22 protein-coding genes are annotated in these 25,424 nt (G+C 71.8%); 12 read left to right on the top strand and 10 right to left on the bottom strand.

What is annotated here, in order from left to right:
* The first annotated feature begins 66 nt into the window (after positions 1-66).
* Both AC1ROY_RS01620 and AC1ROY_RS01625 read left to right on the top strand, forming a co-directional pair.
* The gene (locus tag AC1ROY_RS01620; RefSeq protein WP_493146540.1) at positions 67-1,233 is read left to right on the top strand and encodes a GAF domain-containing sensor histidine kinase; all 1,167 of its coding nucleotides are present in this window, start codon (positions 67-69) and stop codon (positions 1,231-1,233) included.
* Positions 1,234-1,308: 75 nt separating this feature from the next.
* Complete coding sequence (locus tag AC1ROY_RS01625; protein WP_493146542.1) at positions 1,309-1,689, top strand: hypothetical protein; 381 nt, start codon at positions 1,309-1,311, stop codon at positions 1,687-1,689.
* A gap of 21 nt (positions 1,690-1,710) precedes the next feature.
* Here AC1ROY_RS01625 and lpxK read toward each other — a convergent pair whose 3' ends face one another.
* From lpxK to AC1ROY_RS01655, 6 genes are all read right to left on the bottom strand, one after another.
* Complete coding sequence (gene lpxK / locus AC1ROY_RS01630; protein ID WP_493146543.1) at positions 1,711-2,658, bottom strand: tetraacyldisaccharide 4'-kinase; 948 nt, start codon at positions 2,656-2,658, stop codon at positions 1,711-1,713.
* Positions 2,659-2,719: 61 nt separating this feature from the next.
* Positions 2,720-3,994, bottom strand: coding sequence for a 3-deoxy-D-manno-octulosonic acid transferase (locus AC1ROY_RS01635; protein WP_493146544.1), 1,275 nt, complete (start codon positions 3,992-3,994; stop codon positions 2,720-2,722).
* A gap of 10 nt (positions 3,995-4,004) precedes the next feature.
* Entirely contained in the window at positions 4,005-4,688 is a 684-nt protein-coding gene (locus tag AC1ROY_RS01640) for a lysophospholipid acyltransferase family protein (RefSeq protein WP_493146545.1), read from the bottom strand.
* Between the two features lie 339 nt (positions 4,689-5,027).
* Positions 5,028-6,464, bottom strand: a complete 1,437-nt coding sequence (gene tldD, locus AC1ROY_RS01645) for a metalloprotease TldD (protein ID WP_493146547.1) — start codon at positions 6,462-6,464, stop codon at positions 5,028-5,030.
* A gap of 133 nt (positions 6,465-6,597) precedes the next feature.
* Entirely contained in the window at positions 6,598-11,895 is a 5,298-nt protein-coding gene (locus AC1ROY_RS01650) for a PAS-domain containing protein (RefSeq protein WP_493146549.1), read from the bottom strand.
* Positions 11,892-12,992, bottom strand: coding sequence for a COX15/CtaA family protein (locus AC1ROY_RS01655; protein WP_493146550.1), 1,101 nt, complete (start codon positions 12,990-12,992; stop codon positions 11,892-11,894). The genes AC1ROY_RS01650 and AC1ROY_RS01655 overlap by 4 nt, the downstream gene beginning before the upstream one ends.
* Before the next feature lie 108 nt (positions 12,993-13,100).
* Here AC1ROY_RS01655 and AC1ROY_RS01660 point away from each other — a divergent pair, with 108 nt between their 5' ends.
* From AC1ROY_RS01660 to AC1ROY_RS01670, 3 genes are all read left to right on the top strand, one after another.
* Positions 13,101-13,829 (top strand): glycosyltransferase family 2 protein, encoded by a 729-nt coding sequence (locus tag AC1ROY_RS01660; RefSeq protein ID WP_493146552.1) that lies wholly within the window; start codon positions 13,101-13,103, stop codon positions 13,827-13,829.
* A gap of 10 nt (positions 13,830-13,839) precedes the next feature.
* The gene (locus AC1ROY_RS01665; protein WP_493146554.1) at positions 13,840-14,526 is read left to right on the top strand and encodes a TVP38/TMEM64 family protein; all 687 of its coding nucleotides are present in this window, start codon (positions 13,840-13,842) and stop codon (positions 14,524-14,526) included.
* A gap of 68 nt (positions 14,527-14,594) precedes the next feature.
* Positions 14,595-15,554, top strand: coding sequence for a Bug family tripartite tricarboxylate transporter substrate binding protein (locus AC1ROY_RS01670; RefSeq protein WP_493146555.1), 960 nt, complete (start codon positions 14,595-14,597; stop codon positions 15,552-15,554).
* Here AC1ROY_RS01670 and AC1ROY_RS01675 read toward each other — a convergent pair.
* Genes AC1ROY_RS01675 through AC1ROY_RS01685 form a run of 3 tightly spaced genes read right to left on the bottom strand, consistent with a single transcriptional unit; the run spans position 15,551 to position 18,978 of the window.
* Positions 15,551-16,585 (bottom strand): alpha/beta fold hydrolase, encoded by a 1,035-nt coding sequence (locus AC1ROY_RS01675; RefSeq protein ID WP_493146556.1) that lies wholly within the window; start codon positions 16,583-16,585, stop codon positions 15,551-15,553. The two genes, AC1ROY_RS01670 and AC1ROY_RS01675, sit on opposite strands and share 4 nt — an antisense overlap.
* Positions 16,586-16,595: 10 nt before the next feature.
* Positions 16,596-18,152: an ABC transporter substrate-binding protein gene (locus tag AC1ROY_RS01680; RefSeq protein ID WP_493146557.1), complete on the bottom strand. Its 1,557-nt coding sequence runs from the start codon at positions 18,150-18,152 to the stop codon at positions 16,596-16,598.
* 22 nt (positions 18,153-18,174) lie between these two features.
* Positions 18,175-18,978 (bottom strand): alpha/beta fold hydrolase, encoded by an 804-nt coding sequence (locus AC1ROY_RS01685; protein WP_493146558.1) that lies wholly within the window; start codon positions 18,976-18,978, stop codon positions 18,175-18,177.
* An 80-nt stretch (positions 18,979-19,058) separates the two neighbouring features.
* Here AC1ROY_RS01685 and AC1ROY_RS01690 point away from each other — a divergent pair, with 80 nt between their 5' ends.
* A complete protein-coding gene (locus AC1ROY_RS01690; protein ID WP_493146559.1) occupies positions 19,059-20,237 on the top strand; it encodes an LLM class flavin-dependent oxidoreductase in 1,179 nt (392 codons plus the stop codon).
* Positions 20,238-20,256: 19 nt separating this feature from the next.
* Positions 20,257-21,276, top strand: coding sequence for a serine hydrolase domain-containing protein (locus tag AC1ROY_RS01695; protein WP_493146560.1), 1,020 nt, complete (start codon positions 20,257-20,259; stop codon positions 21,274-21,276).
* 9 nt (positions 21,277-21,285) lie between these two features.
* Here AC1ROY_RS01695 and AC1ROY_RS01700 read toward each other — a convergent pair whose 3' ends face one another.
* Positions 21,286-21,537 carry an usg protein gene (locus AC1ROY_RS01700; protein WP_493146562.1) on the bottom strand — a complete coding sequence of 84 codons (252 nt, stop codon included), beginning with the start codon at positions 21,535-21,537 and terminating at the stop codon, positions 21,286-21,288.
* 310 nt (positions 21,538-21,847) lie between these two features.
* Here AC1ROY_RS01700 and groES point away from each other — a divergent pair, with 310 nt between their 5' ends.
* From groES to AC1ROY_RS01725, 5 genes are all read left to right on the top strand, one after another.
* Positions 21,848-22,162, top strand: coding sequence for a co-chaperone GroES (gene groES / locus AC1ROY_RS01705; RefSeq protein ID WP_493146563.1), 315 nt, complete (start codon positions 21,848-21,850; stop codon positions 22,160-22,162).
* A gap of 48 nt (positions 22,163-22,210) precedes the next feature.
* Positions 22,211-23,857 (top strand): chaperonin GroEL, encoded by a 1,647-nt coding sequence (groL, locus tag AC1ROY_RS01710; RefSeq protein ID WP_493146564.1) that lies wholly within the window; start codon positions 22,211-22,213, stop codon positions 23,855-23,857.
* A gap of 273 nt (positions 23,858-24,130) precedes the next feature.
* A complete protein-coding gene (locus AC1ROY_RS01715; protein WP_493146565.1) occupies positions 24,131-24,331 on the top strand; it encodes a cold-shock protein in 201 nt (66 codons plus the stop codon).
* Positions 24,332-24,482: 151 nt separating this feature from the next.
* Entirely contained in the window at positions 24,483-24,878 is a 396-nt protein-coding gene (locus AC1ROY_RS01720) for an MbcA/ParS/Xre antitoxin family protein (RefSeq protein ID WP_493146567.1), read from the top strand.
* Positions 24,875-25,396: an RES family NAD+ phosphorylase gene (locus AC1ROY_RS01725; RefSeq protein WP_493146568.1), complete on the top strand. Its 522-nt coding sequence runs from the start codon at positions 24,875-24,877 to the stop codon at positions 25,394-25,396. The genes AC1ROY_RS01720 and AC1ROY_RS01725 overlap by 4 nt, the downstream gene beginning before the upstream one ends.
* Positions 25,397-25,424 lie beyond the last annotated feature (28 nt).

Here is a 25,424-nt window from a genome sequence, read left to right on the forward strand (position 1 = left end):
AACTTTCCCACCAGGGCTATCACAAGACAGTGACACCCGCCGCGCCCGCGCCTAATCCCTGGAGGCATGGCCCATGATTTCGAGCGGGACATCGCCGCTGTCGAAGCGATCCCCACGGTTCCCACCATCCTCGAGGTGGTCTGCCGGACGACGGGCATGGGCTTCGCGGCCATCGCCCGCGTGACGGAGAACCGCTGGATCGCCTGCGCGATCCGCGACGACATCGCCTTCGGCCTGCAGCCGCGCGGCGAGCTGGAGGTCGAGAGCACGATCTGCAACGAGATCCGCGCCAGCCTCGAGCCGGTCATCATCGAGCACGTCGCGGAGGATCCGGACTACAGGGTCCACCACACGCCGATCCGGTACGGATTCCAGAGCTACATCTCGATGCCGATCGTGCTGCCCGACGGGCGGTTCTTCGGCACGCTCTGCGCCATCGACCCCCGTCCCGCCCGCCTCCGCACACCGGAGGTCACGGGCATGTTCCGCCTCTTCGCCGAGCTCATCGCCTTCCATCTCGACGCGCATCGCCGCATGGCCGAGAGCGACGCCGCCCTGGTGGGCGAGCGCGAGACCGCCAAGCTGCGCGACCAGTTCATCGCGGTCCTCGGGCACGACCTGCGCAACCCGCTGGCCGCGATCTCCTCCGGCACGCGGCTGCTGCTGAGCCGCGAGCCGGACGAATTCTCGGTGCAGATCATCGGCATGATGCAGGCCAGCGTCACGCGGATGACGGGGCTGATCGAGAACGTGCTGGATTTCGCGCGCGGCCGGCTCGGCGGCGGCATTGCCCTCACGCGGCGCACGGACGAGCCGCTGGCCCCGCTGCTGGAGCAGGTCCTCGCGGAGATGCGCGCCGCCAATCCCGACCGCGTCATCGAGGCGGAGATCGACCTGCCCGGGCGGCTCCACGGCGATGCGCGGCGCATCGCGCAGCTCTTCTCCAACCTGCTGGGCAATGCGCTGACCCATGGCGCGGAGGAGACGCCGGTCCGTGCCCGGGCGCGCGTCGCCGGCGGCCGGCTGGAGCTCTCGGTGGCCAATGCCGGCACGCCCATCCCGGAGGAGAAGCGGGCGCGGCTGTTCCAGCCCTTCTTCCGCGACAGCGCGACGGCGGGCGGGCTGGGCCTCGGCCTCTACATCGCCTCGGAGATCGCCCGCGCGCATGACGGCGTGATCGACCTGCGCTCGACGCCGGAGGAGACCGTCTTCACCTTCCGCATGCCGGTCTGACCCTCACAGGATCGCAACTTCCCGCGGGCGAGCGCTTTCTGTATGCTAGGGAAAATATTTCGCGAGGAGATCCAGATGTTTCGCCGCACGACGCTCGCCCTCTGCCTTGCCCTCGCCGCGACGGCGCCGGCCTTTGCCCAGAAGGGCGCGCCCGGCCAGCCGGGCCCGGCGCCGGGCGGCAGCCCGGTCATCCGGCTGGAGAACAGCACCTCCAACATCGTGAACAACGTCTATGCCTCGCTGACCTCGCAGAACAGCTGGGGCAACGACCGGCTGGGCGCGAACGAGGTCATCCAGGCCGGCGGCAACCGCGAGTTCCAGCTCCCGCCGGGCGACTGCATGTACGATATCCGCGTGGTCTATCAGGGCGGCGTCGCCGAGGAGCGCCGGCGGGTGAACGCCTGCACCGAGGGCAATGTGGTGCTGCCGATGGCGGCGCAGCGGCTGGCGCGTTAGGTCGGCCCTTCCGCCGGGCGATCAGGCGTCCACGGCCTCGGCGGCCAGCGCCTGGTCCAGCAGCGCGTCGATCTGCGCCGGGTCCTCCCATTGCAGGGTGACGCTCACCACGCGGACCTTCGTCTGGAACTCGGGCGGGATGCGCACCCAGTCCTTGCGCGTGGTCACGGGAATGGCGCCCAGCCGCTCGGCCTGGGCCATCAGCGCGCGCATGTCGCCGGCGTCGTAGGGGTAGTGGTCGGCGAAGGCCTCGCTGCCCGCCACCACCGCGCCGCCCAGCCGCAGCGTCGTGAAGAATTTCCGCGGATTCGCGATGCCGCAGAAGGCGAAGACGTTCTGTCCGGCGAGCTCCGCCATCTCGGGGCCGGAGACCAGGTCGGCGCGCAGCACCGGCATCTCCGGCGGCAGCAGGGAGAGCGCGCCGGTGTCGTCCTGGCCGATGAGCACGGCGGCGCCGCAGCGCGCGGCGGCCGCGGCGACGCTCTCGCGCAACGGGCCGGAGGGGATCACGCGGCCGTTGCCGAAGCCGGCGGTGCCGTCGATGGTCAGCAGCGAGAGGGTCTTCTCAAGGGTGGGGTTCTGCAGCCCGTCATCCATCACGATGGCGTCGGCGCCCGCTTCCACGGCGCATTTCGCGCCCTCGGCGCGGTCGGCGCTCACCCAGGTCGGCGCCAGGGCGGCGAGCAGCAGCGCCTCGTCGCCCACCGCCTCGCTGCCGTGCTTCGCAGGCTCGACGCGGACCGGGCCCTTCACGCTGCCGCCGTAGCCGCGCAGCAGGAAGTGGCTGACCACGCCGCGCGCGGCGAGGCGGCGGCCGAGGTCGATGGTCAGCGTCGTCTTGCCCGCGCCGCCCGCGGTCACCGCGCCGCAGCAGATCACCGGAATCGGGGCGTGCCAGCCGGGGCGCGCCATGCGCCGCGCGGTCGCGCCGGCATAGATCGCGGCGAGAGGCGAGAGCAGCAGGGGCATGATTCCCCCGCGGCGTCCCCAGAAATCGGGCGCTTTGATGCTGATGCTGACGTCCTCTTCTCTAAGCCTTTCCCGCCGCCTTCCCCGACAGCAGGTCCAGGAGCGCCCCCGCCAACCGGCCCGGCAGGTCGGAGGCGGCGGAAACAACGCGGGTCGCGGCGGCCACCAGGCCGGCAACCCTCTCCGGGTGGGATAGCATATCCGCAACGACCGGTGCCAGCGCGGCCGCATCGGGGAGCTGACGGGCTCCCCCATCGGCGAGGAGCGCGGCCGTCGCGTCCGAAAAATTCTCCATGTGCGGGCCGAGGATCAGGGGGCAGCCGAGGCGCGCCGCCTCCAGCGGATTCTGGCCGCCGTGGCGGATCAGGCTGCCGCCGATGAGGGCCACGGAGGCCACGCGGTAGGAGAGCCCGAGCTCCCCGATGGTGTCGGCGATGTAAGCCGGTCCCGGCCCGGGCAGGGCGCCCTCGCTGCGCCTTGGCGCGCCGCCGGCCAGGGCCGCGACCTCCGGGCCGCGCTCGGGATGGCGGGGAACGATGATGGTCAGCAGGTCGGGGAAGCGGGGCGCCAGCTCGCGCGCGGCGGCGAGGACCGGCGCCTCCTCGCCGGGATGGGTGCTCGCGGCCAGCAGGACGGGGCGGCCCCCGATGGCGGCACGCAGCTCGGCCAGCTTCGCGGGGTCCGCCGGCAGGGGGGCGGCGGCGAGCTTGAGGTCGCCCGTCGGCGCGAGGCGCAGGGCGCCGAGGGTGGTCAGCCGCGCCGCATCCTCGGTCGAGCGCGGCACGATGAGCGCGAAGCGGCCCAGCAGCCGGCGAATCAGCCCAGGCCCGAAATTCCGCCAGCGCCGGAAGGAGCGCGCGGAGATGCGGGCGTTGAGCAGCGCCGTCGGGATGCCCCTGATGGCGCAGGCGTCGAGCAGGTTGGGCCAGAGCTCGCTCTCCACGAATCCGGCCGCATCGGGGCGCCAGGTGTCGAGGAAGCGGGCGACCCAGGCCGGCACGTCGAGCGGGGCGTAGCGGTGGATCACCCGCGCGGCGAGCTCCCCCGACAGGCGCTGCGGCAGCAGCCGCGCGGAGGTCACGGTACCGGTGGTGACGAGCAGGTGCAGCGCCGGGTCGCGGGCCGCCAGGGCGTCGAGCAGCGGCAGGATGGCCAGCGTCTCGCCGACGCTGGCGGCATGCAGCCAGAGCAGGCGCCCCTCCGGCCGGGCAGCGCCGCGGCCCTCGCGCTCCGGCAGGCGCGCGGCCTCCTCCTTGCCCTGGCGCAGGCGGCGCCGGAGGTTCCAGCGGATCGCCGGGACCGCGAGCGTCGCGGCGAGGCGCCAGATCCGGCTCATGCCCCTCCCCTCATGGGCGCGGCAGCCCGATGGCGGCGTCGGCGGCGTCGCAGGCGGCGTCGAGGCCGGCCGTGATGGCCGGCAGCCCGGCCTCGGCGCCGTCGCGCGGGACGAGGATGGCGGGCCCCACCACCAGCACGCCGCGGCCGAAGGGCAGCGGGATCACCATGCGGTCCCAGCTGCGCAGCCCGATGCCGCGGGACACACGGCCGGCGACGGGGAGGACCGGCTTGCCGCTCATCGCCGCGAGCTGGGCCACGCCGGGGGCGGCCTGCCGGCGCGGGCCGCGCGGGCCGTCGGGCGTGATGCCGACAAAGGCACCGCCGCGCAGCAGGCGCATCAGCGCGAGCAGCCCGGCCGCGCCGCCCCTGGAGGTGGAGGCGTGGACCATGACGAGGTCGAAGCGGTTCACCACGGCGCCGATGAAGCGGCCGTCGCGGTGGCGGGAGACCAGGACATGGCCGGTGCCCAGCCCCGCGCGCTTCTGGCCGAGCTTCCAGAGCTTCGGCATGACGGGGAGGTTCTCGTGCCAGAAGCCGGCGATGACGGTGCCATGCGCGGCGAAGGCGGCATCGATGTGCTCGCCGCCGAGCAGGCTCCAGCGCGTCGTGCGGTAGACCAGGGCGAGATAGAGCCCCAGCAGATGCGCGGCGCAGGCCTGGAAGGCGGGATGGCGCGTCAGCCGGCGCAGCATGCGGAAATGTCAGGCATGTTCGGTGAGCGCGGTCGCACGGCGGGGCGCGGGATGCAAGTGCGGGACGTTACGAGGGTGGATCGGCCGCGGAAACAGAGCGACCCCTCCCGCCTCCACACACCTTCGACATTTCTCGACAATTCCTGGCGAGACGCAGCCTACCCGCCAGGGTTAGGCGGCCTGATGCGATGTTGCGGTGCGGGATAGGACCGCCGATCGGAAGGAATGGAAATCATGCCCTACCAGCCCACCGCGATGTGGATCGGAACCGTCATGACGGTGGTGGGATTCGGCTGGGCGCTGATCGCCGTGGCGATGGGATAGGCGCGCCCGACCGCGCTAGATCCGCGTCCCGCCCACCGTCAGCCCGGTCATCTTCAGCGTCGGCTGCCCCACGCCCACCGGCACGCCCTGCCCGTTCTTCCCGCAGGTGCCGATTCCCGGGTCCATCGCACTGTCGTTGCCGATCATCGAGACCTTGGTCATGGCGTCCGGCCCGTTGCCGATCAGCGTCGCGCCCTTCACCGGCGCGCCGATCTTCCCGTCCTCGATGATGTAGGCCTCGCTCATCGAGAACACGAACTTCCCGGAGGTGATGTCCACCTGCCCGCCGCCGAAGTTCACGGCGTAGATGCCCTTCTTCACGCTGCCGATGATCTCCTCCGGCGAGGCGTCGCCGCCCAGCATGATCGTGTTCGTCATCCGCGGCATCGGGCTGTGCGCGTAGCTCTGCCGCCGTCCGTTGCCCGTCGGCTGCACGCCCATCAGCCGCGCGTTCTGCCGGTCCTGGATGAAGCCGCGCAGGATGCCGTCCTCGATCATCACCGTGCGCCCCGAGGGCGTGCCCTCGTCGTCCACGGTGAGGCTGCCGCGGCGGTCGGCGATGGTGCCGTCATCCACCACCGTCACGCCCGGCGCCGCGATCCGCCGGCCCAGCAGGCCCGCGAAGGCCGAGGTCTTCTTGCGGTTGAAGTCGCCCTCCAGCCCGTGGCCGATCGCCTCGTGCAGCAGGATGCCCGGCCAGCCCGGTCCGAGCACCACCTCGGTCTCGCCGGCCGGCGTCGGCACGGCCTCGAGGTTCACCAGCGCCTGGCGCAGCGCCTCCTGCACGCCGCGCTGCCAGCCGCCGTCGTCCAGCACGCGGGAGTAGGCGAAGCGGCCGCCGGTGCCGTGGCTGCCGGTCTCGCGCCGCCCGTCCTGCTCGACCACGACGCTGACGTTGAAGCGGATCAGCGGGCGCAGGTCGGCCACGCGCAGCCCGTCGGGGCGGACGATCTGCACCGCCTGCCACTCGCCCATCAGCGAGGCCATCACCTGCGTCACCCGCGGATCCAGCGCGCGGGCATAGGCGTCGAGCTCCAGCAGCAGCGCGGTCTTCTCCGCGAAGCCCATGGCGTTCAGCGGGTTCGCCGCCTCGTAGAGCTGCGTGTTGGTCGCCCGCGGCCCCACGTCGAGCGTGCCGCTGCGCCCCTGTCGCACGGCGCCGACGGTCGAGGCCGCGCGCGCCATCGCCGCCTCGGTGATCTCGCCCGAATGCGCGTAGCCCGCCGCCTCGCCCTGCACGGCGCGCAGGCCGAAGCCGCGCGCGGTGTCGTAGCTGGCGGAGCGGATGCGGCCGTCCTCCAGGCTGATCGCCTCGCTCTCGCGGTATTCGAAGAAGAGCTCGCCGTCCTCGGCGCCCTGGGTGGCGTCGCGCAGACGACGGCGCGCGGCCTCAGGGTCGAGCTCCGCGTAGAAGAGACGGTCGGTGACGGCGAGGGGAGTGTCGAGCGGCATGGAAGTTCCGATCACGCGGCGCAGGGGGCATGGGTCGCAGGCGCGCCTCAGCCAGGATAGGTGTTGAGCGCGGTCCCGTCACGCAAGGGGTCGCGCCGGCCCCCTGCGATCGGACGCCCTCTGCGGGGCCGATTCACGCCAGGGGCTGTTCCAGCCCCATGCGATCGGCCTCGACGATCTTGTCGGCCGGGAAGGCGATGCGCGCGGTGGTGCCGAGGCCGGGCTTGCTCTCCAGCTCCAGCGTGCCGCCCTGCGCCTCGGTCAGCGCGCGGCACAGGTGCAGGCCGAGGCCGGAGCCCGGGAAGCGGCGCGCCAGCGCGCTGTCGATCTGGGTGAAGGGCTCGAAGACCCGCTCCAGGTCCTTGGCCTCGATGCCGATGCCGGTGTCGCGCACCTCGATGACGAGGCCCGCCGCGTCGGCCCGGGCGCGCAGCGTGATCTCGCCACCGGCCGGCGTGAACTTGGTGGCGTTGCTGAGCAGGTTCAGCAGCACCTGGCGCAGCCGCCGCTCGTCGGCGCGCAGCCGCGGCAGCGCGGCCGGCAGGTCGGTGGCCAGCAGCAGCTTCCCGCTCACCGCGGCCGCGCCGATCATCCGCGCGGCACCCTCCAGCAGCGGGATCAGGGAGACGGTCTCGATCACCACCGGCAGGCTGCCGCTCTCGGCGCGAGTGATGTCCAGGATGTCGTCGATCAGCGAGAGCAGGTGCCGGCCCGCCTCCTGGATGGCGGCGGCGAACTCCTCCACCTGCTCGGGCGTGGTGCGGCCGTGCAGCACCTCCGAGAAGCCGATGACGGCGTTCAGCGGCGTGCGCAGCTCGTGGCTCATGGTGGCGAGGAAGCGCGACTTGGCGCGGTTCGCCGCCTCGGCCTGCACGCGCGCCGCCTCCAGCTCCGCGCGCACGCGGCGGTCCTCGGTGACGTCGGTGTAGGTGACGACCCAGCCGCCGTCCGGCGTGGGGTCGGAGACGACCTCCAGGACCGCGCCGTTGGGCCGCGTGCGGATCGTCTGCACCGAGACGGCCCGGTCCTGCCGCTTGATCCGCTCGGTGCGCGCCAGCGCCCCCTCGTCCGTGCCGTACTCGCCGCGCTGATGGAGCGTGTCGACCATCGCATCGTGGCTCGTGCCGGGCATGAGCAGGCTTTCCGGCAGGTCCAGCATCTCGTGCAGCTTGGCATTGGAGGCGACGACGGTGCCGGCCGCGTCGAACAGCACGATGCCGTGGCGGATGTTGCCCAGCATGACGCCGAGGATCTCGGCGCGGCGCGCGGCCTCCGCCTCGGCGCGCACCACCGCCGTGACGTCGGTCAGCGAGATGACGAAGCCGCCGTCCGGCGTCGGGTCGGTGTTGACGATGAGGACGCGGCCGTCCTCCGCCACGCGCTGGTTGCGGTGCGAGAGCCGCCGGTCCAGCGCGGCCATGCGCCGCATGTTGCGCTGGCCCTCCTCGCCGGCGCCGAGATTGCCGGTCTTCACCTGGAGGGCGAGGTTCTCGTCCAGCGTGCCGCCGATGCAGGCCTCCAGGGGGAGCTGGGTCAGCTCGGCGGCCAGCGCGTTGAAGGCCACCAGCCGCCGGTCCGCGCCGTAGAGCATGATGCCCGAGGTGTTGTTCTCGAGCATGGTCTTGAGCACGCCGGCGCGATGCTCGGCCGCCTCCTCGGCGCGGACCAGCGGCGTGATGTCGGCGATGGAGACGACGTGGCCGCCATCCGGCGTCGGGTCGGACGAGATGTCGAAGCGGCGGCCGTCCGGCAGGTTGCGCTGGGTGCGGTGCGGCAGGCTGCGGTCCATGCCGACGAAGAACCGCTCCCAGTCCGCCCCGTCGTCGCCCGGCGCGGCGAACATGCCGCGGGCGCGCTGCGCCGCCAGGATCTCCCGCTGCGTGGCGCCGGGGACCAGGACCTCCGGCACGCCCATCAGCTCGCCGGCCAGCGCATTGGCGGCGACCATCCGCTGCTCGCGGTCGTAGAGCACGATGCCCTGCCGGCTGTTCTCCAGCATGGCCTGCTGGATGCCCGCGCGCCGCTGCGCCTCCTCGCGCGCGTCCACCAGCTCCGTCACGTCGGAGATGGTGACGACGAAGCCGCCGTCGGGCATGGGATCGATGGCCACGTCGAGCACCCGGCCGTCGGCCCGGCGGCGCTGGGAGCGGCTTGGCTTGCTGCGATCGCGTGCGAGGCCCCCCCGGACATAGTCCTCCCGCCATTGCGGATCGTCGGGGGCCTCGAGGAAGGCGCGGCCGCGCAGCACCTCCTCGTAGGTCTTGCCGACCATCTCCTCCGCGGTGGCGAAGCCGCAGGCGGCGGCGGTGATGCGGTTGGCGGCGATGACCCGGTTGTCCGGCCCGTAGAGCGCGATCGCGTGGCGCGCGGCATTCAGCGTGGCGGCCAGGGCTACCGCCTGCGCCTGCGCCGTCTCCTGCGCGTCCACCAGCTCCGTCACGTCGGAGACGGAGATCACGAAGCCGCCGTCGGGCGTGGGGTCGGAGGCGATGTCGCGCACGCGGCCGTCGGCCAGGCGGCGCTGGTAGCGGATCGGCTTGCTGCGGTCGATGGCCAGCATCTCGCGCACGAACCATTGGTAGTTGTCGCCGAAGTCCTTGCGCGCCTGGCTGGTGATGACCTCCTCGTAGGTCTTGCCGACCATCTCCTCGACGGTGGCGAAGCCCGTGAGCTCCAGGTTGATGCGGTTGGTGGCGACGACCCGTCGGTCGGGGCCATAGAGGATGATGGTGTGACGCGAGGCGTCGAGCGTGGCGCTCAGCGCGGCCGCCTGGGCCTGCGCCCGCTCGCGGGCCAGCACGAGCTCGGTCACGTCGGAGGCGGAGACGACATAGCCGCCGTCGGCCGTCGGGTCGGAGGTGACGTCCAGCACCGTGCCGTCCCCGCGGCGGCGCTGGTAGCGTTGCCGCCGGCTGCGGTCCATCGTCCGGAAGAGCTCGCTGCGCGCCGCGTCCTGCTCCGGCGTGATGCCTTCGAGGCCGCGCTGCCCGGCCACGACCTCGGCATGCGTCCGGCCGACCATGGAGACACCGTCGGGGAAGCCCGCCATCTGCGCTGCGATGTCGTTGGCGGCGACGACGCGGGCCTGCGCGTCGTAGAGCGTGATGCCCTGGTGCGCCGCGTTCAGCGTGGTGGCCAGCACCTCGGCACGGCGCTCCACCTCGCGCTCGGCGACGACGCGGGCGGTGATGTCGGTGAGCGTCAGGACGAAGCCGCCGCCGGGCACCGGGCTCGTCACCACCTCCAGCTCGGTGCCGTCGGGGCGGCGGCGGCGCACGTGCCGCATCCGCTCCCAGTCCGCGTTCACGGAGTCGCGGATGTAGCGCCCCGCCTCCTCCGCGGTGCCGAACTCGCCCGTCGCGGCCTGCGTGGTCATGATGTCGACGTGCAGCATCCCCGGCCGCAGCGCGGCGCCGATGCCCATCAGCTCGCCGCAGAGCGCGTTGGCCGCCAGCAGCCGGTGCTCCGCGTCGAACAGCGCGATGCCGTGGCGCATGTTGTCCAGCATCGCCTGCATCATGGCGGCGCGGGCGGCGGCCTCCTCCTGCGCCTGGGTGAGCGCGGTGATGTCGGTGAAGCTGCGGATCCAGGCGCCGCCCGGGACAGGATCGGTCCGGATCTCCACGATGGTGCCGTCCGGCCGGCGGCGCGTGTAGTGGCCGGCGGTCCTCCAGGGATCCGGCCCCCGCGACTGCCGGAAGGCCTCCGCATCCTCCGCGGTGCCGAATTCGCCCCGCTCGGCCTGCAGGTTCAGGAACTCGTCGACATGGGTGCCGGGAACCAGGTGCTCCAGCGGCAGGCCGGTGAGCTGGGCGGTCAGCTCGTTGGAGATGAGCAGGCGGCCGTCATTGTCGTAGAGGACGATGCCGTGGCGCATGTTGTCGAGCACGGTCTGCAGCGTGGCGGCGCGCCTCGTGGCCTCCGCCTCGGCCGCGACCTGCGCGGTGACGTCGGTGTAGCTGCGGACAAAGCCCCCGTCGGGGAGCTGGTCGGTGACGACCTCGATCGTCGCGCCCTCGTTGCTGCGGCGGCGGTAGCGGTCGGGGCCGTGCAGCTCGCGGCCGCGCCGTCCCGCGAGGAAGCTCGCGGTGGCCTCGCGGCCGCCATGGACGCCGTAGGCGATCTGCAGCTCGCGCAGCTGCTCGAGCGTGATGCCGGGGGCGAACTTCTCCGGCGGCACGCCGCAAAGCCGCGCGGCCAGCCGGTTGGCGACGACGACGCGGCCCGTCGGGTCGAACATCGCGATGCCGTGGCGCGTGCTCTCGATCATGGTCGAGAACAGCTCGGCGCGCTCGCGCAGCTCGGCCTGGGCGGCCTGCAGCTCGGTGACGTCGGCCACCACCATGGCGTGGCCGCCATCGGGCAGCGGCACGCTGCGATGCACGGTGGAGACGCCGGAGACGCGCTGCTCGAAGCTGTAGGGCGCGGCGACGAGGGTGAGGCGGCGGCGCACCTCCTCCTCGGGATCCGCGATCGGGCCGAACTCGCCCTCGATCGCGCGGCGCAGCAGGATGTCGCGCAGGTTCTCGCCCACCGCGATGGGGCTGTGCGCCATGATCCGGTTGTAGGCCGGGTTCACCATGGTGCAGGTGCGGTCGGCCGCGTAGACGGCGACGCCCACGGGCAGCGCCTGCATCAGCGCGTCGTGCAGCGCGATGCGGCGGCGGGCGTCCTGCTCGGTCGCGTGCTTCTCGCTGATGTCGGTGATCTCGGCGAGCCAGCCGCCGTCCGGCATGAGCTGGTTGTCGAAGCGCAGCGTGCGGCCGTTGGGCCGCGTGCGCTCCATCCGCCAGGTGAGGCCCCTGGGATAGGCCGACATGCGCGCGATCACGCCCTTCGCCGTCTCGGCGTCGAACTCGCCGGCCTCGTGCTGGCGCTGGACGATCTCGGGCACGCTGATGCCCTCGTGCAGCACGCGCGGATCGAGGCCGACCAGCCGGGCATAGGCCGGGTTGTTCAGGACCAGCCGGTGGTCGGCGTCGTATTGCGCGATGCCGGTGCCCAGCCGCGACAGCACCTCGGAGGCGGTGCGCGCCAGGGTCTCCGCCGTCTCGCGCGCCTGCACGTGGTCGGTGATGTCGGCGATGGTCAGCGCGCGGCCGCCGCCGGGCAGCGGCGCGAGCCGCAGCTCCAGCGCGCGGCCCGCCACGTCGCGCAGCAGACGGCGATGCGCCCGCTCCGGATCGAGCGCCAGCACCTCCTGCAGCCGCTGCTCCGGGTCGCCGGCGCCGAGCGTGCCGTGGAAGGCCAGCCGGCGCAGCACGTCGTGCTCCTCCGCGCCGACCGGCAGGTTCGCCGCGTCCATGCGCAGCAGCGCCAGCATCTCGGCATTGACGACGAAGAGCCGGCCCTCCTCGGAGAAGCCCATGAGCGCGATGGGCAGGGCGCCCAGCACCTCGGCGGCGGGGGCCTCGATCTCGCCCGCGCTCATCGGGCGGCGGGCCCGGGCAGCGCCGGCTCCCGCAGGGCGTGCCAGGCGCAGAGCCCGGCCGCGAGCACGCCGGCCGCCAGCGCCTGGTGCGCGGTGCCGAGCGCGGGCGGCACGACATGCAGCAGCGTGACGATGCCGAGCGCGTATTGCGCGGCCACGGAGCCGGCCATGACCAGCACGGCCCGGCGCGCGAAGCCGTCGGGCAGCCGGCGCCAGGCGGCAATGGCCGCGCCGACCATCGCGAGCCCCGTCAGCGTCGCCAGCAGGCGGTGGTTGAACTGCACCGCCCCGATATTGGCCGTGAGGTTGCGCCAGACGGGATCGAGCTGGAGGTAGCCCTCGGGCACCAGCCGCCCGTCCATCAGCGGGAAGGTGTTGTAGGTGAAGCCGGCCTTGATGCCGGCCACGAAGCCGCCCGCCAGCATGGTCAGGGCCGCGAGCCAGAAGGCCGCGAGCACCTGGCGCCGGACCTTTCCGGTGCCGGGGACGGAAGCGGCGGGCCGGCCACGCAGCAGGTCGAGCGCCGTCCAGAGGATCGCGGCGAAGAGGATCAGCGCCATCACGAGATGGACGACGAGCCGGTAGGGCGAGACCGCCGTGCGGTCCGCCTCGAAGCCCGAGGCCACCATGAACCAGCCGATCGCGCCCTGCATGCCGCCGAGCACGAAGAGCAGCCCGAGCCGCGGCATCAGCCCGCGCGGAATCGCGCCGCGCCACCAGAACCACAGGAAGGGCAACAGGTAGGCCAGGCCGATCATCCGGCCCCAGAAGCGGTGCGTCCACTCCAGCCAGAAGATGCGCTTGAAGCCCTCGATGCCGAAGCCGGCATTCACCAGCTCGTATTGCGGAATGGTGCGGTACAGGTCGTAGAGACGGTGCCACTCGGCCTCGGAGAGCGGCGGCAGCATGCCGCGGAAGGGCGCCCATTCCATGATCGAGAGGCCCGAGCCGGTGAGCCGCGTGGCGCCGCCGAGGCCGATCATCACCCAGATCGCCGCGGCGACCGCGAGCAGCCAGTACGCCACGGCACGTTGATGGGTCCCCTCGCCCCGGGCGGCGGGCGGCAGGGCGGGCTGACTGCGAGCATCAAAAGGCATGGTCCACATATAATAGCGATCATTCCGCTTGGCAGCCCAAGGGAAATGCGCCGCCCGCCCGTATCCGGCGGGCTTGTGGCGCCCGCGCCGCGCTGGTAACGCGCGCCGATGTCCGCCGCACCGCTGGTTTCGGTCGTCATTCCCGTGCGGAACGAGGCCCCGAACATCGCTCCGCTCGTCGCCGAGATCGAGGCCGCGCTCGCGGGCGTGCCGCACGAGATCGTCTATGTGGACGACGGCTCCACGGACGGCACGTCGCTTGCGCTGGCGGAGATCGCGGCCGGCGGGGCGCCGCTCCGCTGGCTGAGACATCGCGCGAGCTGCGGGCAGTCGGCCGCCATCGTCACGGGCGTGAAGGCCGCCGAAGGCACCTGGATCGCGACGCTGGACGGCGACGGCCAGAACGACCCGGCCGACATCCCGAAGCTGCTGGCGCGCGCCGAGCGCGAGGGCGCCGGCGACATCATGGTCGCGGGGCACCGGGTGAACCGCAAGGATTCCTGGGTGAAGCGGCGCTCCTCGCGGATCGCGAACGGGGTCCGTGCCCGCCTGCTGCGCGACGCGACGCCGGACACCGGCTGCGGGCTGAAGCTGTTTCCCCGCGCGCTGTTCCTGGGCCTTCCGCATTTCGACCACATGCACCGCTTCCTGCCCGCGCTGGCGCTGCGCGCCGGGGCGCGCGTGGTCAGCGAGCCGGTGAACCACCGCCCGCGCGTGCGCGGCGTCTCCAACTACGGCACCTTCGACCGTCTGGCGGTGAGCCTGCTCGACCTGATCGGCGTCGCCTGGCTGCAGCGGCGGGGGCGGCGCCCAGAGATCGAGCGGCGAGAGCCGTGAGGGCGGTGCCGTGAGCTGGAGCGCCATCGGCCGCTTCCTGCTGATGGCGGCGGGCCTAGCCCTGGGCGGGCTGCTGCTGCGGGTGCTGGGCGCGGCGCCGGGCACGGAATGGGTGGACCTCTACATCCGCGACCAGGGGGTGCTGGGCGAGAGCCTCTACCTCCTCATCGGTGCGGCCGCGCTGGCCGCCGGCGTGCCGCGGCAGGCGGTGGCCTTCCTGGGCGGCTATGCCTTCGGAACGGTGGTGGGCGTCGGGCTGGCGCTCGTGGCGCAGATCCTCGGCTGCGCGATCGCCTTCTTCTGGGCCGGCGCCGTGGGGCGGGGCTGGGCCGAGCGTCGGCTGGCCGGGCGCTTCGGCCCGCAGCTGCGGCCGATCGTGGCACTGCTGCGGGAAAACCCGTTCGGGGCGACGCTGGCGCTGCGGCTCTTCCCGGTGGGGAACAACCTGGCGCTGAACCTGCTCGCGGGGATGTCGGGCATCCCGGCCGGGGCGTTCCTGGGGGCGTCGCTGCTCGGCTACGTGCCGCAGACCGTCGTCTTCGCCCTGCTCGGCAAGGGGGTGCGGGTGGACGGGGCCTGGCAGCTCGCGCTGTCGGTCCTGCTGCTGGCGGGAAGCATCGGGCTCGGCGTCTGGCTCATGCGGCGCCACCGGGCGGGGCGCGCGGTGGGCGACCAGGCCAGCTTCAAGGGGCCCTGATCGGGATCCGTGAGACGTAGGCAGTTTTATCACTTTCCTCCTACGAATGGACGTGCCGTAATCGCGGCATGATTCCCCGCCGCCACGCCGCGCTTGGCTTCGCCGCTGCCGCCCTTGCCTGTCCGGCCCTCGCCCTCCCCCAGCGTCCTGTCCGCATCCTCGTGCCGGTGCCGGCCGGCAGCGTGCCGGACATCCTGGCGCGGCTGCTGGCCGAGCGTGCGGCCCCGGCCTGGGGCGTGCCGGTCATCGTGGAGAACCGGCCGGGCGCCGGCGGGGCCATCGGCGTGGAGGCGGCGGTGCGCGCGCCGGCCGACGGCAACACCCTGCTGCTCGGGAGCAGCGGCCCGATCGCCATCCTCCCGGCGGTCCATGGCCGCCTTTCCTACGATCCGCTGCGCGACCTCGCGCCGATCGCGCGCGTCGCGGACTTCCCCCTCGTCTTGCTGGCCTCGCTGAACTCGGGGCTGCGCAGCCTGGCCGACCTGCTGGCGCGCGGCCGGGCACCCGGCGAGCCGCTCGACTATGCCGGCGGGGACATCGGCTCCACGCAGCATCTCTCCGGCGCGCTGCTGGCGGCGCAAGCCGGGCTGCGGCTGAGCCACGTGCCCTACCGCGGCGGCGGGCTGGCCCAGGCGGACCTGATCGCCGGGCGGATCCCGGTGATGGTGGACAGCCTCTCAGCCGTGCTGCGGACGATCCAGGACGGCAAGGCCGTGCCGCTCGCAACCTGCGGCGCGCGGCGGGCCGGCCAGCTGCCGGAGGTGCCGGCGGTGGCCGAGGCCGTGCCGGGCTACGAATCGACGGGCTGGATGGGCGTCTTCGCGCCCGCCGCCACGCCGCCGGAGATCGTGGCGGAGCTGTCCGCGGCCATCGTCCCGCTCATGCAGGAGCCGGCGATGGCGGTGCGCGTCACCGCCGCCGGCTCCGATCCCGTGGTGCAGGACGGCCCCACCTTCGGGCGCTTCGTGGTGGCGGAGCTGACGAAATGGCGGCGGCTGGCCGAACGCGCCGGCATCTCCGTGAGCTAATCCAGGGCGCGCAGGAACTCCGCCACCGGGCCGGCCAGCTTCGCCGCATCCTCGCGGAAGGCGATGTGGCCGAATTCGCTCTCCAGCTCGAAGTGGCGGGCCTCCACGCCGGCCGCCTCCAGCTTCGCCATCACCGACGGGGCCAGCGACGCCGGGAAGACCCGGTCGCTTGGGCAGAGGCTGTAGAGCACCTTGGCTTGGATGCGCGGGAAGAGCGGCTCCACGTCGAAATGCGCGGCGGCGAGGCCCAGCCGGATGAAGGCGTTCGCGTCGAAGTGGCGGCCGGCCTCGGCGGCGGCGAGCAGCGCGGGCTCCCGGGCGGCGGGGTCGGGGATGCGGGCCTCCAGCACCTCCTTCAGCCCGTAGAGCCGCAGCGTGTCGGCCCAGAGCGACACCATGGTCGCGTCCATCCCGCCATGCTCGGCGTAGCGGCCGCCATGCCAGTTCGGATCGGCCCAGAAGCGCAGGACGGAGCCGCCGACCTGCTCCAGGGCGCTGGCCGGCGTGCGCGGCGCGCCGACGACGGGGATGATGCCGGCCATGAAGTCCGGGAACTCCACGGCCCATTGGAAGGCCAGGATGCCGCCGAAGGAAGGGCCGGCCACCGCCACCAGCCGCGTCACGCCGAGGGAGTCCAGCAGCGCGCGCTGGGCGCGGACCATGTCGCGCGTGGAGACCAGCGGGAAGTCGGGGCCATAGGGGCGGCCGGTCCGTGGGTCGATGGAGGTCGGCCCCGTCGAGCCCCAGCAGGAGCCGAGCATGTTGGAGGCGACCACGAAGTAGCGGTCGGTGTCGATCGCCCGGCCGGAGCCGATCAGCCCGTCCCACCAGCCCTCGCCCGCCTCGCCGGCGGCGGCATGGGCGCTGGAGGTGAAGCCGTGGGTGACGAGGATGGCGTTCCTTCCGTCCGGCGCGAGGCGGCCCCAGGTCTCATAGGCCAGCACCGGCGCGGGCAGCAGGGCGCCGCTGTCCAGGGTCATGTCCGGCAGGGCGCAGAACAGCGAGCCCGCCGGCGCGCGCGGATCCTTCACCGGCGTGTCCCTATCGGCGCTCCAGGTCCCAGAAGACCGACATCTCCTTCACGCCGCGGCGGATGTCGTTCCGGTAGGCCGTCTGCACGAGATACTGGCCGATCGGCGCATAGGGCACGTCCTGCAGGGCCTGGAGCTGCAGCCGCCGCGCCTGCTCCTGCTGTGCCGGGAGGTCCGGCGCGTCGAGCCAGGCGCTCCGCAGCGCCTCGACCTGCGGCAGGTCCGCCCAGCCGAAGGGGCCGCGATGGCCGCGGAGGTAGCCGTTCACCGCGGGGTCCAGCGTCTGCAGCCCGACGGCGCCGACGGCGTAGACGTTCCAGCCGTCCTGCCGCATGCGGCGCTGGAACATGGTGGCGGCGTCGCTGTCGAGCGCGTCCACGTTCATGCCGAGGCGGCGCAGCAGGTCCGCCGCGACGGAGTTCATGGCCGAGACGAAGCCGATGTCACTGGCGTTGATCAGCGTGACCTTCTCGCCGGCATAGCCGGCGGCCTGGAGGTCGCGCTTCGCCTTCTCCAGGTCAGCAGGGCCGACGAGCGCGGCAAGGCCCGCGTCGCTGGCGAGCGGCGTGCCGGGGCAGAAGAATCCGAGGCCCGTGCGCCAGAGCGACGGGTCCTGCCCCATCACGGCGATGCAGAAATCCGTCTGGTCCACGGCGCCGAGCACGGCGCGGCGGACGGCCGGATTGTCGAAGGGCGGCAGGCGATGGTTGAACTGCAGGAAGCCGACATAGCCCGTGCTCTCGCAGGGCTCGACCACCAGGTTCCGGTTGCGGCGGAGCGGCGCGATCAGGTCGGGCTGGATCTGGTCGTACCAGTCGACCTCGCCGGTCGCGAGCGCATTGGCCGCGGTGCTGGCGTCCGGGATGATGCGGATCTCCACGCGCTCCAGCGAGACGCGCTTCGGCCCCGCGGTGAAGCTCGGCGCGCCAGAGGGACGCGGCGCATATCCGGCGAATTTCTCGTAGGCGTAGTGCGATCCGGAGAGGCTTTCGGCGGGCAGGTAGCGGAGCGGGCCGGAGCCCACGACCTCGCGGATCGGCTGGCCCGGCGCGCCCTGGAGCAGCCGCTCGGGCATGATGACGGGCACGAAGCCGACCACCTTGGCCAGCGCGTCGGGCAGGCGCGGAAAGGGGCGCTTCAGGCGGAACTGGATGGTCCGGTCGTCCGGCGCCGACACCTCGTCCACCGCGGCGTAGAGGGCCTGGCCATAGGCGTCGATGCGGCCCCATCGGGCCAGCGAGGCGACGCAATCCCGCGCGCGCACGGGCTCGCCGTCGTGGAAGCGCAGCCCCTCGCGCAGCGTCAGGCGCCAGAGCTTGCCGTCGTCTTCCGTGACCGCCCCCTCCACCATCTGCGGCTGCGGGCGGAGCTGCGCGTCCAGGCCGTAGAGCGTGTCGTAGGCCATGTAGGCATGGCCGCGCGTGACCAGCGACGTCGTGGCGAAAGGATCGAGCACCGCGAGGTCCGCGAAGGGCACGAAGCGCAGCGGCCGGGCGCGCTGCGCGTGGCCGAGCCGGGGCGCCGCGATCGCGGCGGCGGTGGCGGTGAGGAGGTGGCGTCGCTGCATCGGTCCTGTCCTGTCGGAGGCTTCAGGCGGCAAGAAAGGCGCCGATCTCGGCGGAGGCGGCCGGCTCCTCCTCCAGCACGAGATGGCCGGCGCCCTCGTAGGCGGAAAGCCGCGCATCCGGCAGCAGCCGCGCCCAGGCCTCGCCATGCGCCAGCGGCCGGACGCGGTCCGAGCTACCCCAGACGAGCAGCGTCGGCGTGCGGATGCGGTGCAGCCAGCGCTCCAGCTTGGGATTGCCGGAGGGGCGGTCCCAGGTGATGCGGGCGGTGGCCTTGGTCTCGCGGTAGCGCAGCGTGAGGAAGGGCAGGTCATGCCCCTCGGGCAGGTAGGGCTTCAGCCGCTCGGGGCGCGCGGTGAGGTGGGCCATCACCTGCGATGGGTGCAGCGCGAGCAGGTCGGTGGAGGGCGGGTCGCGCACCACGAGGCCGGAGGGCGCCACCAGGGCCAGCTTCCGCAGCCGCTCCTGCTGGACCAGCGCGATCTCCGCCGCCATCCAGCCGCCGAAGGAATAGCCGACGAGCGAGATCCGCCCGAGGTTCAGCGCATCGAAGAGGTCGAGATAGTGCAGCACGTAGTCCTGCATGGAATCGATGCGCGGATCGTCCGCGGATTCGCCGAAGCCGGGATGGTAGGGAACGATCACGCGGTGCGTCCGCGTCCAGTCCCGCAGGTAGTCGAAGCCCGTGAAGGTGCCGCTGCCGTGCAGGAAGATGACCGGCTCGCCGGTGCCGCGCGCATGCACCACGGTGCGGATGCCGTTGAGCTCGAGCTCGATCCGCTCGAAGCCTTCGAGCGTCGCCCTGCCGCGTTCGAGCGCTGTCTGCACGCCGATCTCCCCACAAGTGGCGTTTACCGATAGCTTCGAGGCTAAGACGTCCGGCGCGCCAGCGCGAGAGGAGCAGATCCATGCCCATCCTGCCGAACACCGAATTCTTCGCCTGGCACTTCATGCCCTACACGAAGCTGCCCGAGGACATCGACCAGCACGGCTCGCTCTGGGTGGACTTTTCGAACTCCCATTTCGATCCGGAGGAAGGCCACCGGCTCTACCAGCGCTACATCTCCGAGCTGGTGCTGGCGGAGAAGCTGGGCTTCGACGGGCTTTGCGTGAACGAACACCACGCCACCCCCTACAGCCTGATGCCCGTGCCCTCGGTGATCGCCGCCGCGCTGATCCCGCAGACGACGCGCGCCAAGATCTGCGTGATGGGCACGCCGCCCGGCCTCGACTACCCGCACCGGCTCGCCGCCTCCTACGCCATGCTCGACGTGATGTCGGGCGGGCGGCTGGAGGTCGCCTTCCCGCTCGGCACGCCCATGGAATACTGGGCCGGCGCGGTAAGTCCCGTGACGGCGCGCGAGCGCCAGCAGGAGGCGCTCGACCTCATCATCCGCGCCTGGACCGAGCCCGGCCCGCTGCGGCACGAGGGGCAGTTCTACACCTACCGCTTCCTGAACGTCTGGCCGCGGCCGTTCCAGCAGCCGCATCCGCCGGTCTACCTGGTGGGGTCCGGCAGCCCGGAGACCATCGAGCTCGCGGCCCAGCGGGGCTTCGGCTATTCCTCGACCTTCAGCCCGATCAAGAGCCAGCTCGCCGCCCAGGCGCGGCTGCGCGAGCGGGCCAAGGAATACGGCCACACCATCCGGCCCGACCAGGTGCCGATGGTCTGCATGGCCTATGTCGCCGAGACCGACGAGCAGGCGATGGAGGAGATGCTTCCGCACGTGAAGTTCTTCTTCAACACGCTGACCCGCGCCGGCCGCTTCATCGACGCGCCGGGCTATCTCTCGGAGGAGCAGTTCGTCGCGCGCAACGGCAAGATGCTGCCCGACACCCACGGCAAGTTCGACTGGGACCAGATCCTGACGCAGTTCCGCGTCGTCGCCGGCAGCGCGAAGACGGTCGCCGACAAGGTCGAGGCCTGGGCGGAGGAGGCCGGCACCAGCCGCATCATCTTCCAGGTCCACCGGGCCGACATGCCGCACTGGAAGGTCGTGAAGACCATCACGGCGCTGGCCGAGCAGGTGATTCCGGAGCTGAAGCGCCGGCGCGACGCGGCCCCGGCGAAGATGGCGGCGGAGTAGCCTGGCGCCGAGGGCGGGCGTGACCATCTCGTCGCCCATGCCCAGCCGCCGCGCCGCCCTCGCCTCCCTGCTCCTGCCCGCCGCGGCGCCCGCCCGGGCGGCCGAGCCCGACCCGGCGCTGCTCGCCCGCGGCCTCGCCATGGCCGAGGCCACGCCGCATCTGCGCACGCTGATCGTCGCCCGGCAGGGCGTGCCCGTGCTCGAGCGCGCCTGGCACGGCGCGAGCGTGGCGCGGCCCACGAACATCAAGTCGGCGGCCAAGACGATCGTCGCCACCCTGGCGGGCATCGCCGTGGCGCGGGGCGTCTTCGCGCTCGACGATCCGATCGCCCCGATCCTCGGCCGGCTGGTGCCGCCGGAGGCTGATCCGCGCGTCGGCCACATCACCATCCGGCATCTGGCCGGCATGCGCGCGGGGCTGGAGAGCACCTCCGGCGCCCTCTACGGCCGCTGGGTCTCCAGCGCGAACTGGCTGAGCTTCGTCCTCACGCGTCCCTTCGTCGACGAGCCCGGCGGCCGGATGGTCTATTCGACCGGCTCCAGCCACCTCCTCGGCGCCGTGCTCGCGCGGGCCACGGGCCGCTCGCTGCGCGAGCTGGCGCAGGCCTGGCTGGGGACGCCCCTCGGCTTCGCCGTGCCCGACTGGCGGCGTGACCCGCAGGGCTTCCATTTCGGCGGCAACGACATGGCGCTGACGCCCGAGGCGCTCCTGGCTTTCGGCGAATGCTGCCGGAACGGCGGCCGGCACATGGGCCGGCAGGTCATCCCCGGGGCCTTCCTGGCCGAAGCCTGGCGCCCTGCGGTGCGCTCGGCCTTCAGCGGCCAGCTCTACGGCCTCGGCTGGTGGATCGGCGAGCCGGAAGACGAGCCGGTGACCTTCGCCTGGGGCTATGGGGGCCAGATGGTCTACCTGCTGCCAAGGCTCGGCCTCACCGTGGTGATGACCTCCGACGCCGACGTGCCGCGCGTGCCGGGCCAGGTTCTGACGCGGCACGCCCTGCTGCGGGAGGGGATCTTGCCCGCCTTCTCGGCCGCCTGAGCCGGGCCGTCAGTGCAGCCGGAAGACCCCGTTCGAGTAGCGCAGCTCGGCCGGCTTGATCAGCGCCTCGCTGGCGACGCGGACGGAGTGCAGCGGACCGTCGATCTCGCGGCGCCAGAAGTCGAGGAAGCGGGTCAGCTCCGGAAATTCCGGGGCGAGGTCGTGCTTCTGCCAGATGAAGGTCTGCAGCACGGCCGGATGGTCGGGCATGTGGTAGAGAATCTCGGCGGTCATCAGCCGCCAGTCGGGTTGACGGACCATGGGTACCAAAACGTCGAGCATACGCGCTGGTCTCCTCGGAAGATGATCTCCCCGCGGGGCCGGCTCTACCTCCACTGCCGGCCCTGGACGGGCCTGTCTGTGAAGGCAGCGTGACACGGCTTCGTTGCGCGTCGCCAGAAATTTCGTTTTATTCCAGCCGATTGGCACTCTACCCCAGAGAGTGCTGCCATTCGTCTTGACTCACGCGGGAGTGCGGCCTAGATCGCTGGCACTCCCTGCCGGTGAGTGCCAGTCGGCGCCGCCCGGGGAGCTTCCCATCGCCTGATCCATTTCAGGAGGAAAGAGCCCCATGAAGTTCCGTCCCTTGCACGACCGCGTCCTCGTCCGCCGCATCACGGCCGAAGAGAAGACCGCGGGCGGCATCATCATCCCCGACACCGCCAAGGAGAAGCCGCAGGAAGGCGAAGTGCTCGCCGTCGGCAGCGGCAACGTCAGCGAGGAGGGCACCGTCCGCCCGCTCGACGTGAAGGCCGGCGACCGCATCCTGTTCGGCAAGTGGTCCGGCACGGAGGTCAAGATCGACGGCGAAGAGCTGCTGATCATGAAGGAATCCGATGTCATGGGCATCATCGAGACGACGGCCGAGGCCAAGAAGGCGGCCTGATCCAGGCCCTTCCAGGTACTCGCTCCCACAAACATATTGAGGTGACAAATGGCTGCTAAGGACGTGAAGTTCGGCGCTTCGGCGCGCGAGCGTATGATTCGCGGCGTGGACATCCTGGCCGACGCCGTGAAGGTGACGCTGGGCCCCAAGGGCCGCAACGTGGTGCTCGACAAGTCCTTCGGTGCCCCGCGCATCACGAAGGACGGCGTGACGGTCGCCAAGGAAATCGAGCTGGCCGACAAGTTCGAGAACATGGGCGCCCAGATGGTGCGCGAAGTGGCCTCGAAGACCAACGACACCGCCGGTGACGGCACCACCACCGCGACCGTGCTGGCCCAGGCCATCATCCGCGAGGGCGCCAAGGCCGTGGCCGCCGGCATGAACCCGATGGACCTCAAGCGCGGCATCGACAAGGCCGTGGCCGTGGTCGTCACCGAGCTCGAGGCGAAGACCAAGAAGATCACGACCTCCGCCGAGGTCGCCCAGGTCGGCACGCTGTCGGCCAACGGCGAGACCGAGATCGGCGAGATGATCGCGCGCGCCATGGAGAAGGTCGGCAACGAGGGTGTCATCACCGTCGAGGAAGCCAAGTCCATCCAGACCGAGCTCGACGTCGTCGAGGGCATGCAGTTCGACCGTGGCTACGTCTCCCCGTACTTCATCACGAATGCGGAGAAGATGGTCGCGGAGATGGATCAGCCCTACATCCTGATCTTCGAGAAGAAGCTCTCCCAGCTCCAGCCGATGCTGCCGCTGCTCGAGGCCGTGGTGCAGAGCGGCCGTCCGCTCGTCATCATCGCCGAGGACGTGGAGGGCGAGGCCCTGGCGACGCTCGTGGTCAACAAGCTGCGCGGCGGCCTGAAGATCGCGGCCGTGAAGGCTCCGGGCTTCGGCGATCGCCGCAAGGCGATGCTCGAGGACATCGCGATCCTGACCGGCGGTCAGCTGATCTCCGAGGACCTCGGCATCAAGCTCGAGACCGTCACGCTGCAGATGCTTGGCAAGGCCAAGACCATCCGCATCGAGAAGGAGAACACCACGATCGTCGACGGCGCCGGCGAGAAGGAAGAGATCCAGGGCCGCTGCGAGCAGATCAAGGCGCAGATCGAGGAGACCACCTCGGACTACGACCGTGAGAAGCTGCAGGAGCGCCTGGCGAAGCTCGCCGGTGGCGTGGCCGTCATCCGCGTCGGTGGCAGCACCGAGGTCGAGGTGAAGGAGCGCAAGGACCGCGTGGACGACGCGCTGCACGCGACGCGCGCCGCCGTTCAGGAAGGCATCGTTCCCGGTGGTGGCACGGCGCTGCTGCGCGCCTCGGTCAACCTGGCGACCCTCAAGGGCCTGAACAGCGACGAGCAGGTCGGCGTCGAGATCGTCCGCAAGGCGATCCAGGCCCCGCTGAAGCAGATCGCCCAGAACGCCGGCAAGGACGGCGCCGTGATCGCGGGCGAAGTGCTCCGCAGCAGCGACTGGGTGTTCGGCTACGATGCGCAGCTCGACGAGTACAAGGACCTGGTGGCCGCCGGCATCATCGACCCGACCAAGGTCGTGCGCACGGCGCTGCAGGACGCGGCCTCGGTCGCGGCGCTGCTGATCACCACCGAGGCGATGGTCGCCGAGCGTCCGGCCAAGGCTGCTCCGGCCGGTGGCCCGGGCGGCGGCGGCATGGGCGGCATGGGCGACATGGACTTCTAAGTCCAAGTCTCCAAAGCCTGTACCAGATCGGAAGGCGGCCCTCGCGGGCCGCCTTTCTTTTTGCGCGGAAATCCGTGCGTCGCGCGCGATCCGGATTGCCGATTAACATAGGTGTTTGACTCCGCGGCGACGTTCTGCGCTTTTAGCTCCCGCCTTCCTTGCCGTGCCGACCCCAGACGCTCTCCTAAGACCCGCTGGACGCCACCTGTTTGTCCGGCCGGAGGAGGCGTTTCGCGTCGGAACTCTCCGCACGCATCGATCAGGAGACAGCGGATGGCCACTGGCACCGTGAAATGGTTCAACGCCACCAAGGGTTACGGCTTCATCACGCCGGCCGGCGGCGGCAAGGACGTGTTCGTCCACATCACCGCCGTGCAGGCCGCGGGGCTTCAAGGCCTCAAGGACGGGCAGACGGTGAGCTTCGACCTCACCGAGGAGCGCGGCAAGACCGCGGCCGTCAACCTCAAGGTCTGAGGCGCGGGGAGGCACCGCCTCCCGTCGCCGGACTTCGGAAAGGCCTCTCCCGGATCCCCGGGGGAGGCCTTTTGCTTGACCAAGCCGCCAGATTTGCCATATCAAAACGCGTATCAATACGTCATTTGAACTGTCATTGGAGCATCACCTCATGGCGAGGGGCTTTTCCGAAGCGCAGAGCGCCTTCGAGCCGGCTGGCCCGGCCCGCTATCTCGACCCGATGGGCCATGTCGCCATTCCGGCTCTGGCCGAGGCCTTCGGCGTCTCCGGCGCGCAATTCGCCGAGACCGCCGGCCTCACGCCCGAGGCCGTGCACCGCACCTCGCGCCTCCACGCGCCGAAGACCCAGGCCCGCGCCCGCGAGGTGCTGGAGATCCTCTACCGCATCACCGAATGGGCCGGCGGCGAGAAGCAGGCCATGGCCTGGTACCGCGCCGAGCCGCTCCCTGCCTTCGGCGGCCGCACCGCCGAGGCGCTGGTAAAGGACGGCAAGGCCGCCGCCGTCCGCGACTACCTGGACCACATCGCCACCGGCGGGTTCGCTTGAGATGGAGCGGAACGGCCTGGCGCGCGCATCATCCGCGATGGTCCTGGGCGCCGCTCTCGGGTGAGGGCGCGGCGCTCAAGGGCGGGCGCTTCAATCCGGTCGGCGTGCCGACGCTGTATCTGGCGCTGAGCATCGAGGGCATGTTGGTGGAGATGGGCCACGGCTTCGCCCGTCGCCTCGATCCGCTGACCGTCTGCGCCTACGAGGTCGATATGGACGGGATCACCGACCTCCGCAGCGAGGAGACGCGCGAAGCGGCCGGCGTCGCGCTGGCGGACATGGCCTGCCCCTGGGCGCTGGACCGCGCCGAGGGCCGCAAGCCCGCCTCATGGGCGATCGCGCAGCGGCTGACCGCCGCCGGCGCCTCGGGAATCCTCGTGCCGTCCTTCGCGAACGGCGCGCGGCCCGATGCGGCCAACCTCGTGCTGTGGCGCTGGGGGCCGGAACCGCCGCACAAGGTGACGGTCCACGATCCCTCCGGACGGCTGCCCCGAAACGACCTGTCCTGGCGCGGGTAGGGCTGAGGTCATGAGGCGCGCGATTCAG

Source organism: Roseococcus sp. GW821-FHT12F05, assembly GCF_058806835.1.

Coding starts and splice junctions, on each gene's coding strand:
- AC1ROY_RS01620 (WP_493146540.1), top strand. CDS start 67: ATGGCCCATGATTTCGAGCGGGACATCGCCGCTGTCGAAGCGATCCCC.
- AC1ROY_RS01670 (WP_493146555.1), top strand. CDS start 14,595: ATGATTCCCCGCCGCCACGCCGCGCTTGGCTTCGCCGCTGCCGCCCTT.
- AC1ROY_RS01655 (WP_493146550.1), bottom strand. CDS start 12,992: ATGCCTTTTGATGCTCGCAGTCAGCCCGCCCTGCCGCCCGCCGCCCGG.
- lpxK (WP_493146543.1), bottom strand. CDS start 2,658: ATGCCCCTGCTGCTCTCGCCTCTCGCCGCGATCTATGCCGGCGCGACC.
- AC1ROY_RS01660 (WP_493146552.1), top strand. CDS start 13,101: ATGTCCGCCGCACCGCTGGTTTCGGTCGTCATTCCCGTGCGGAACGAG.
- AC1ROY_RS01680 (WP_493146557.1), bottom strand. CDS start 18,152: ATGCAGCGACGCCACCTCCTCACCGCCACCGCCGCCGCGATCGCGGCG.
- AC1ROY_RS01720 (WP_493146567.1), top strand. CDS start 24,483: ATGGCGAGGGGCTTTTCCGAAGCGCAGAGCGCCTTCGAGCCGGCTGGC.
- tldD (WP_493146547.1), bottom strand. CDS start 6,464: ATGCCGCTCGACACTCCCCTCGCCGTCACCGACCGTCTCTTCTACGCG.
- AC1ROY_RS01650 (WP_493146549.1), bottom strand. CDS start 11,895: ATGAGCGCGGGCGAGATCGAGGCCCCCGCCGCCGAGGTGCTGGGCGCC.
- AC1ROY_RS01715 (WP_493146565.1), top strand. CDS start 24,131: ATGGCCACTGGCACCGTGAAATGGTTCAACGCCACCAAGGGTTACGGC.
- groES (WP_493146563.1), top strand. CDS start 21,848: ATGAAGTTCCGTCCCTTGCACGACCGCGTCCTCGTCCGCCGCATCACG.
- groL (WP_493146564.1), top strand. CDS start 22,211: ATGGCTGCTAAGGACGTGAAGTTCGGCGCTTCGGCGCGCGAGCGTATG.
- AC1ROY_RS01635 (WP_493146544.1), bottom strand. CDS start 3,994: ATGAGCCGGATCTGGCGCCTCGCCGCGACGCTCGCGGTCCCGGCGATC.
- AC1ROY_RS01625 (WP_493146542.1), top strand. CDS start 1,309: ATGTTTCGCCGCACGACGCTCGCCCTCTGCCTTGCCCTCGCCGCGACG.
- AC1ROY_RS01640 (WP_493146545.1), bottom strand. CDS start 4,688: ATGCTGCGCCGGCTGACGCGCCATCCCGCCTTCCAGGCCTGCGCCGCG.
- AC1ROY_RS01700 (WP_493146562.1), bottom strand. CDS start 21,537: ATGGTCCGTCAACCCGACTGGCGGCTGATGACCGCCGAGATTCTCTAC.
- AC1ROY_RS01690 (WP_493146559.1), top strand. CDS start 19,059: ATGCCCATCCTGCCGAACACCGAATTCTTCGCCTGGCACTTCATGCCC.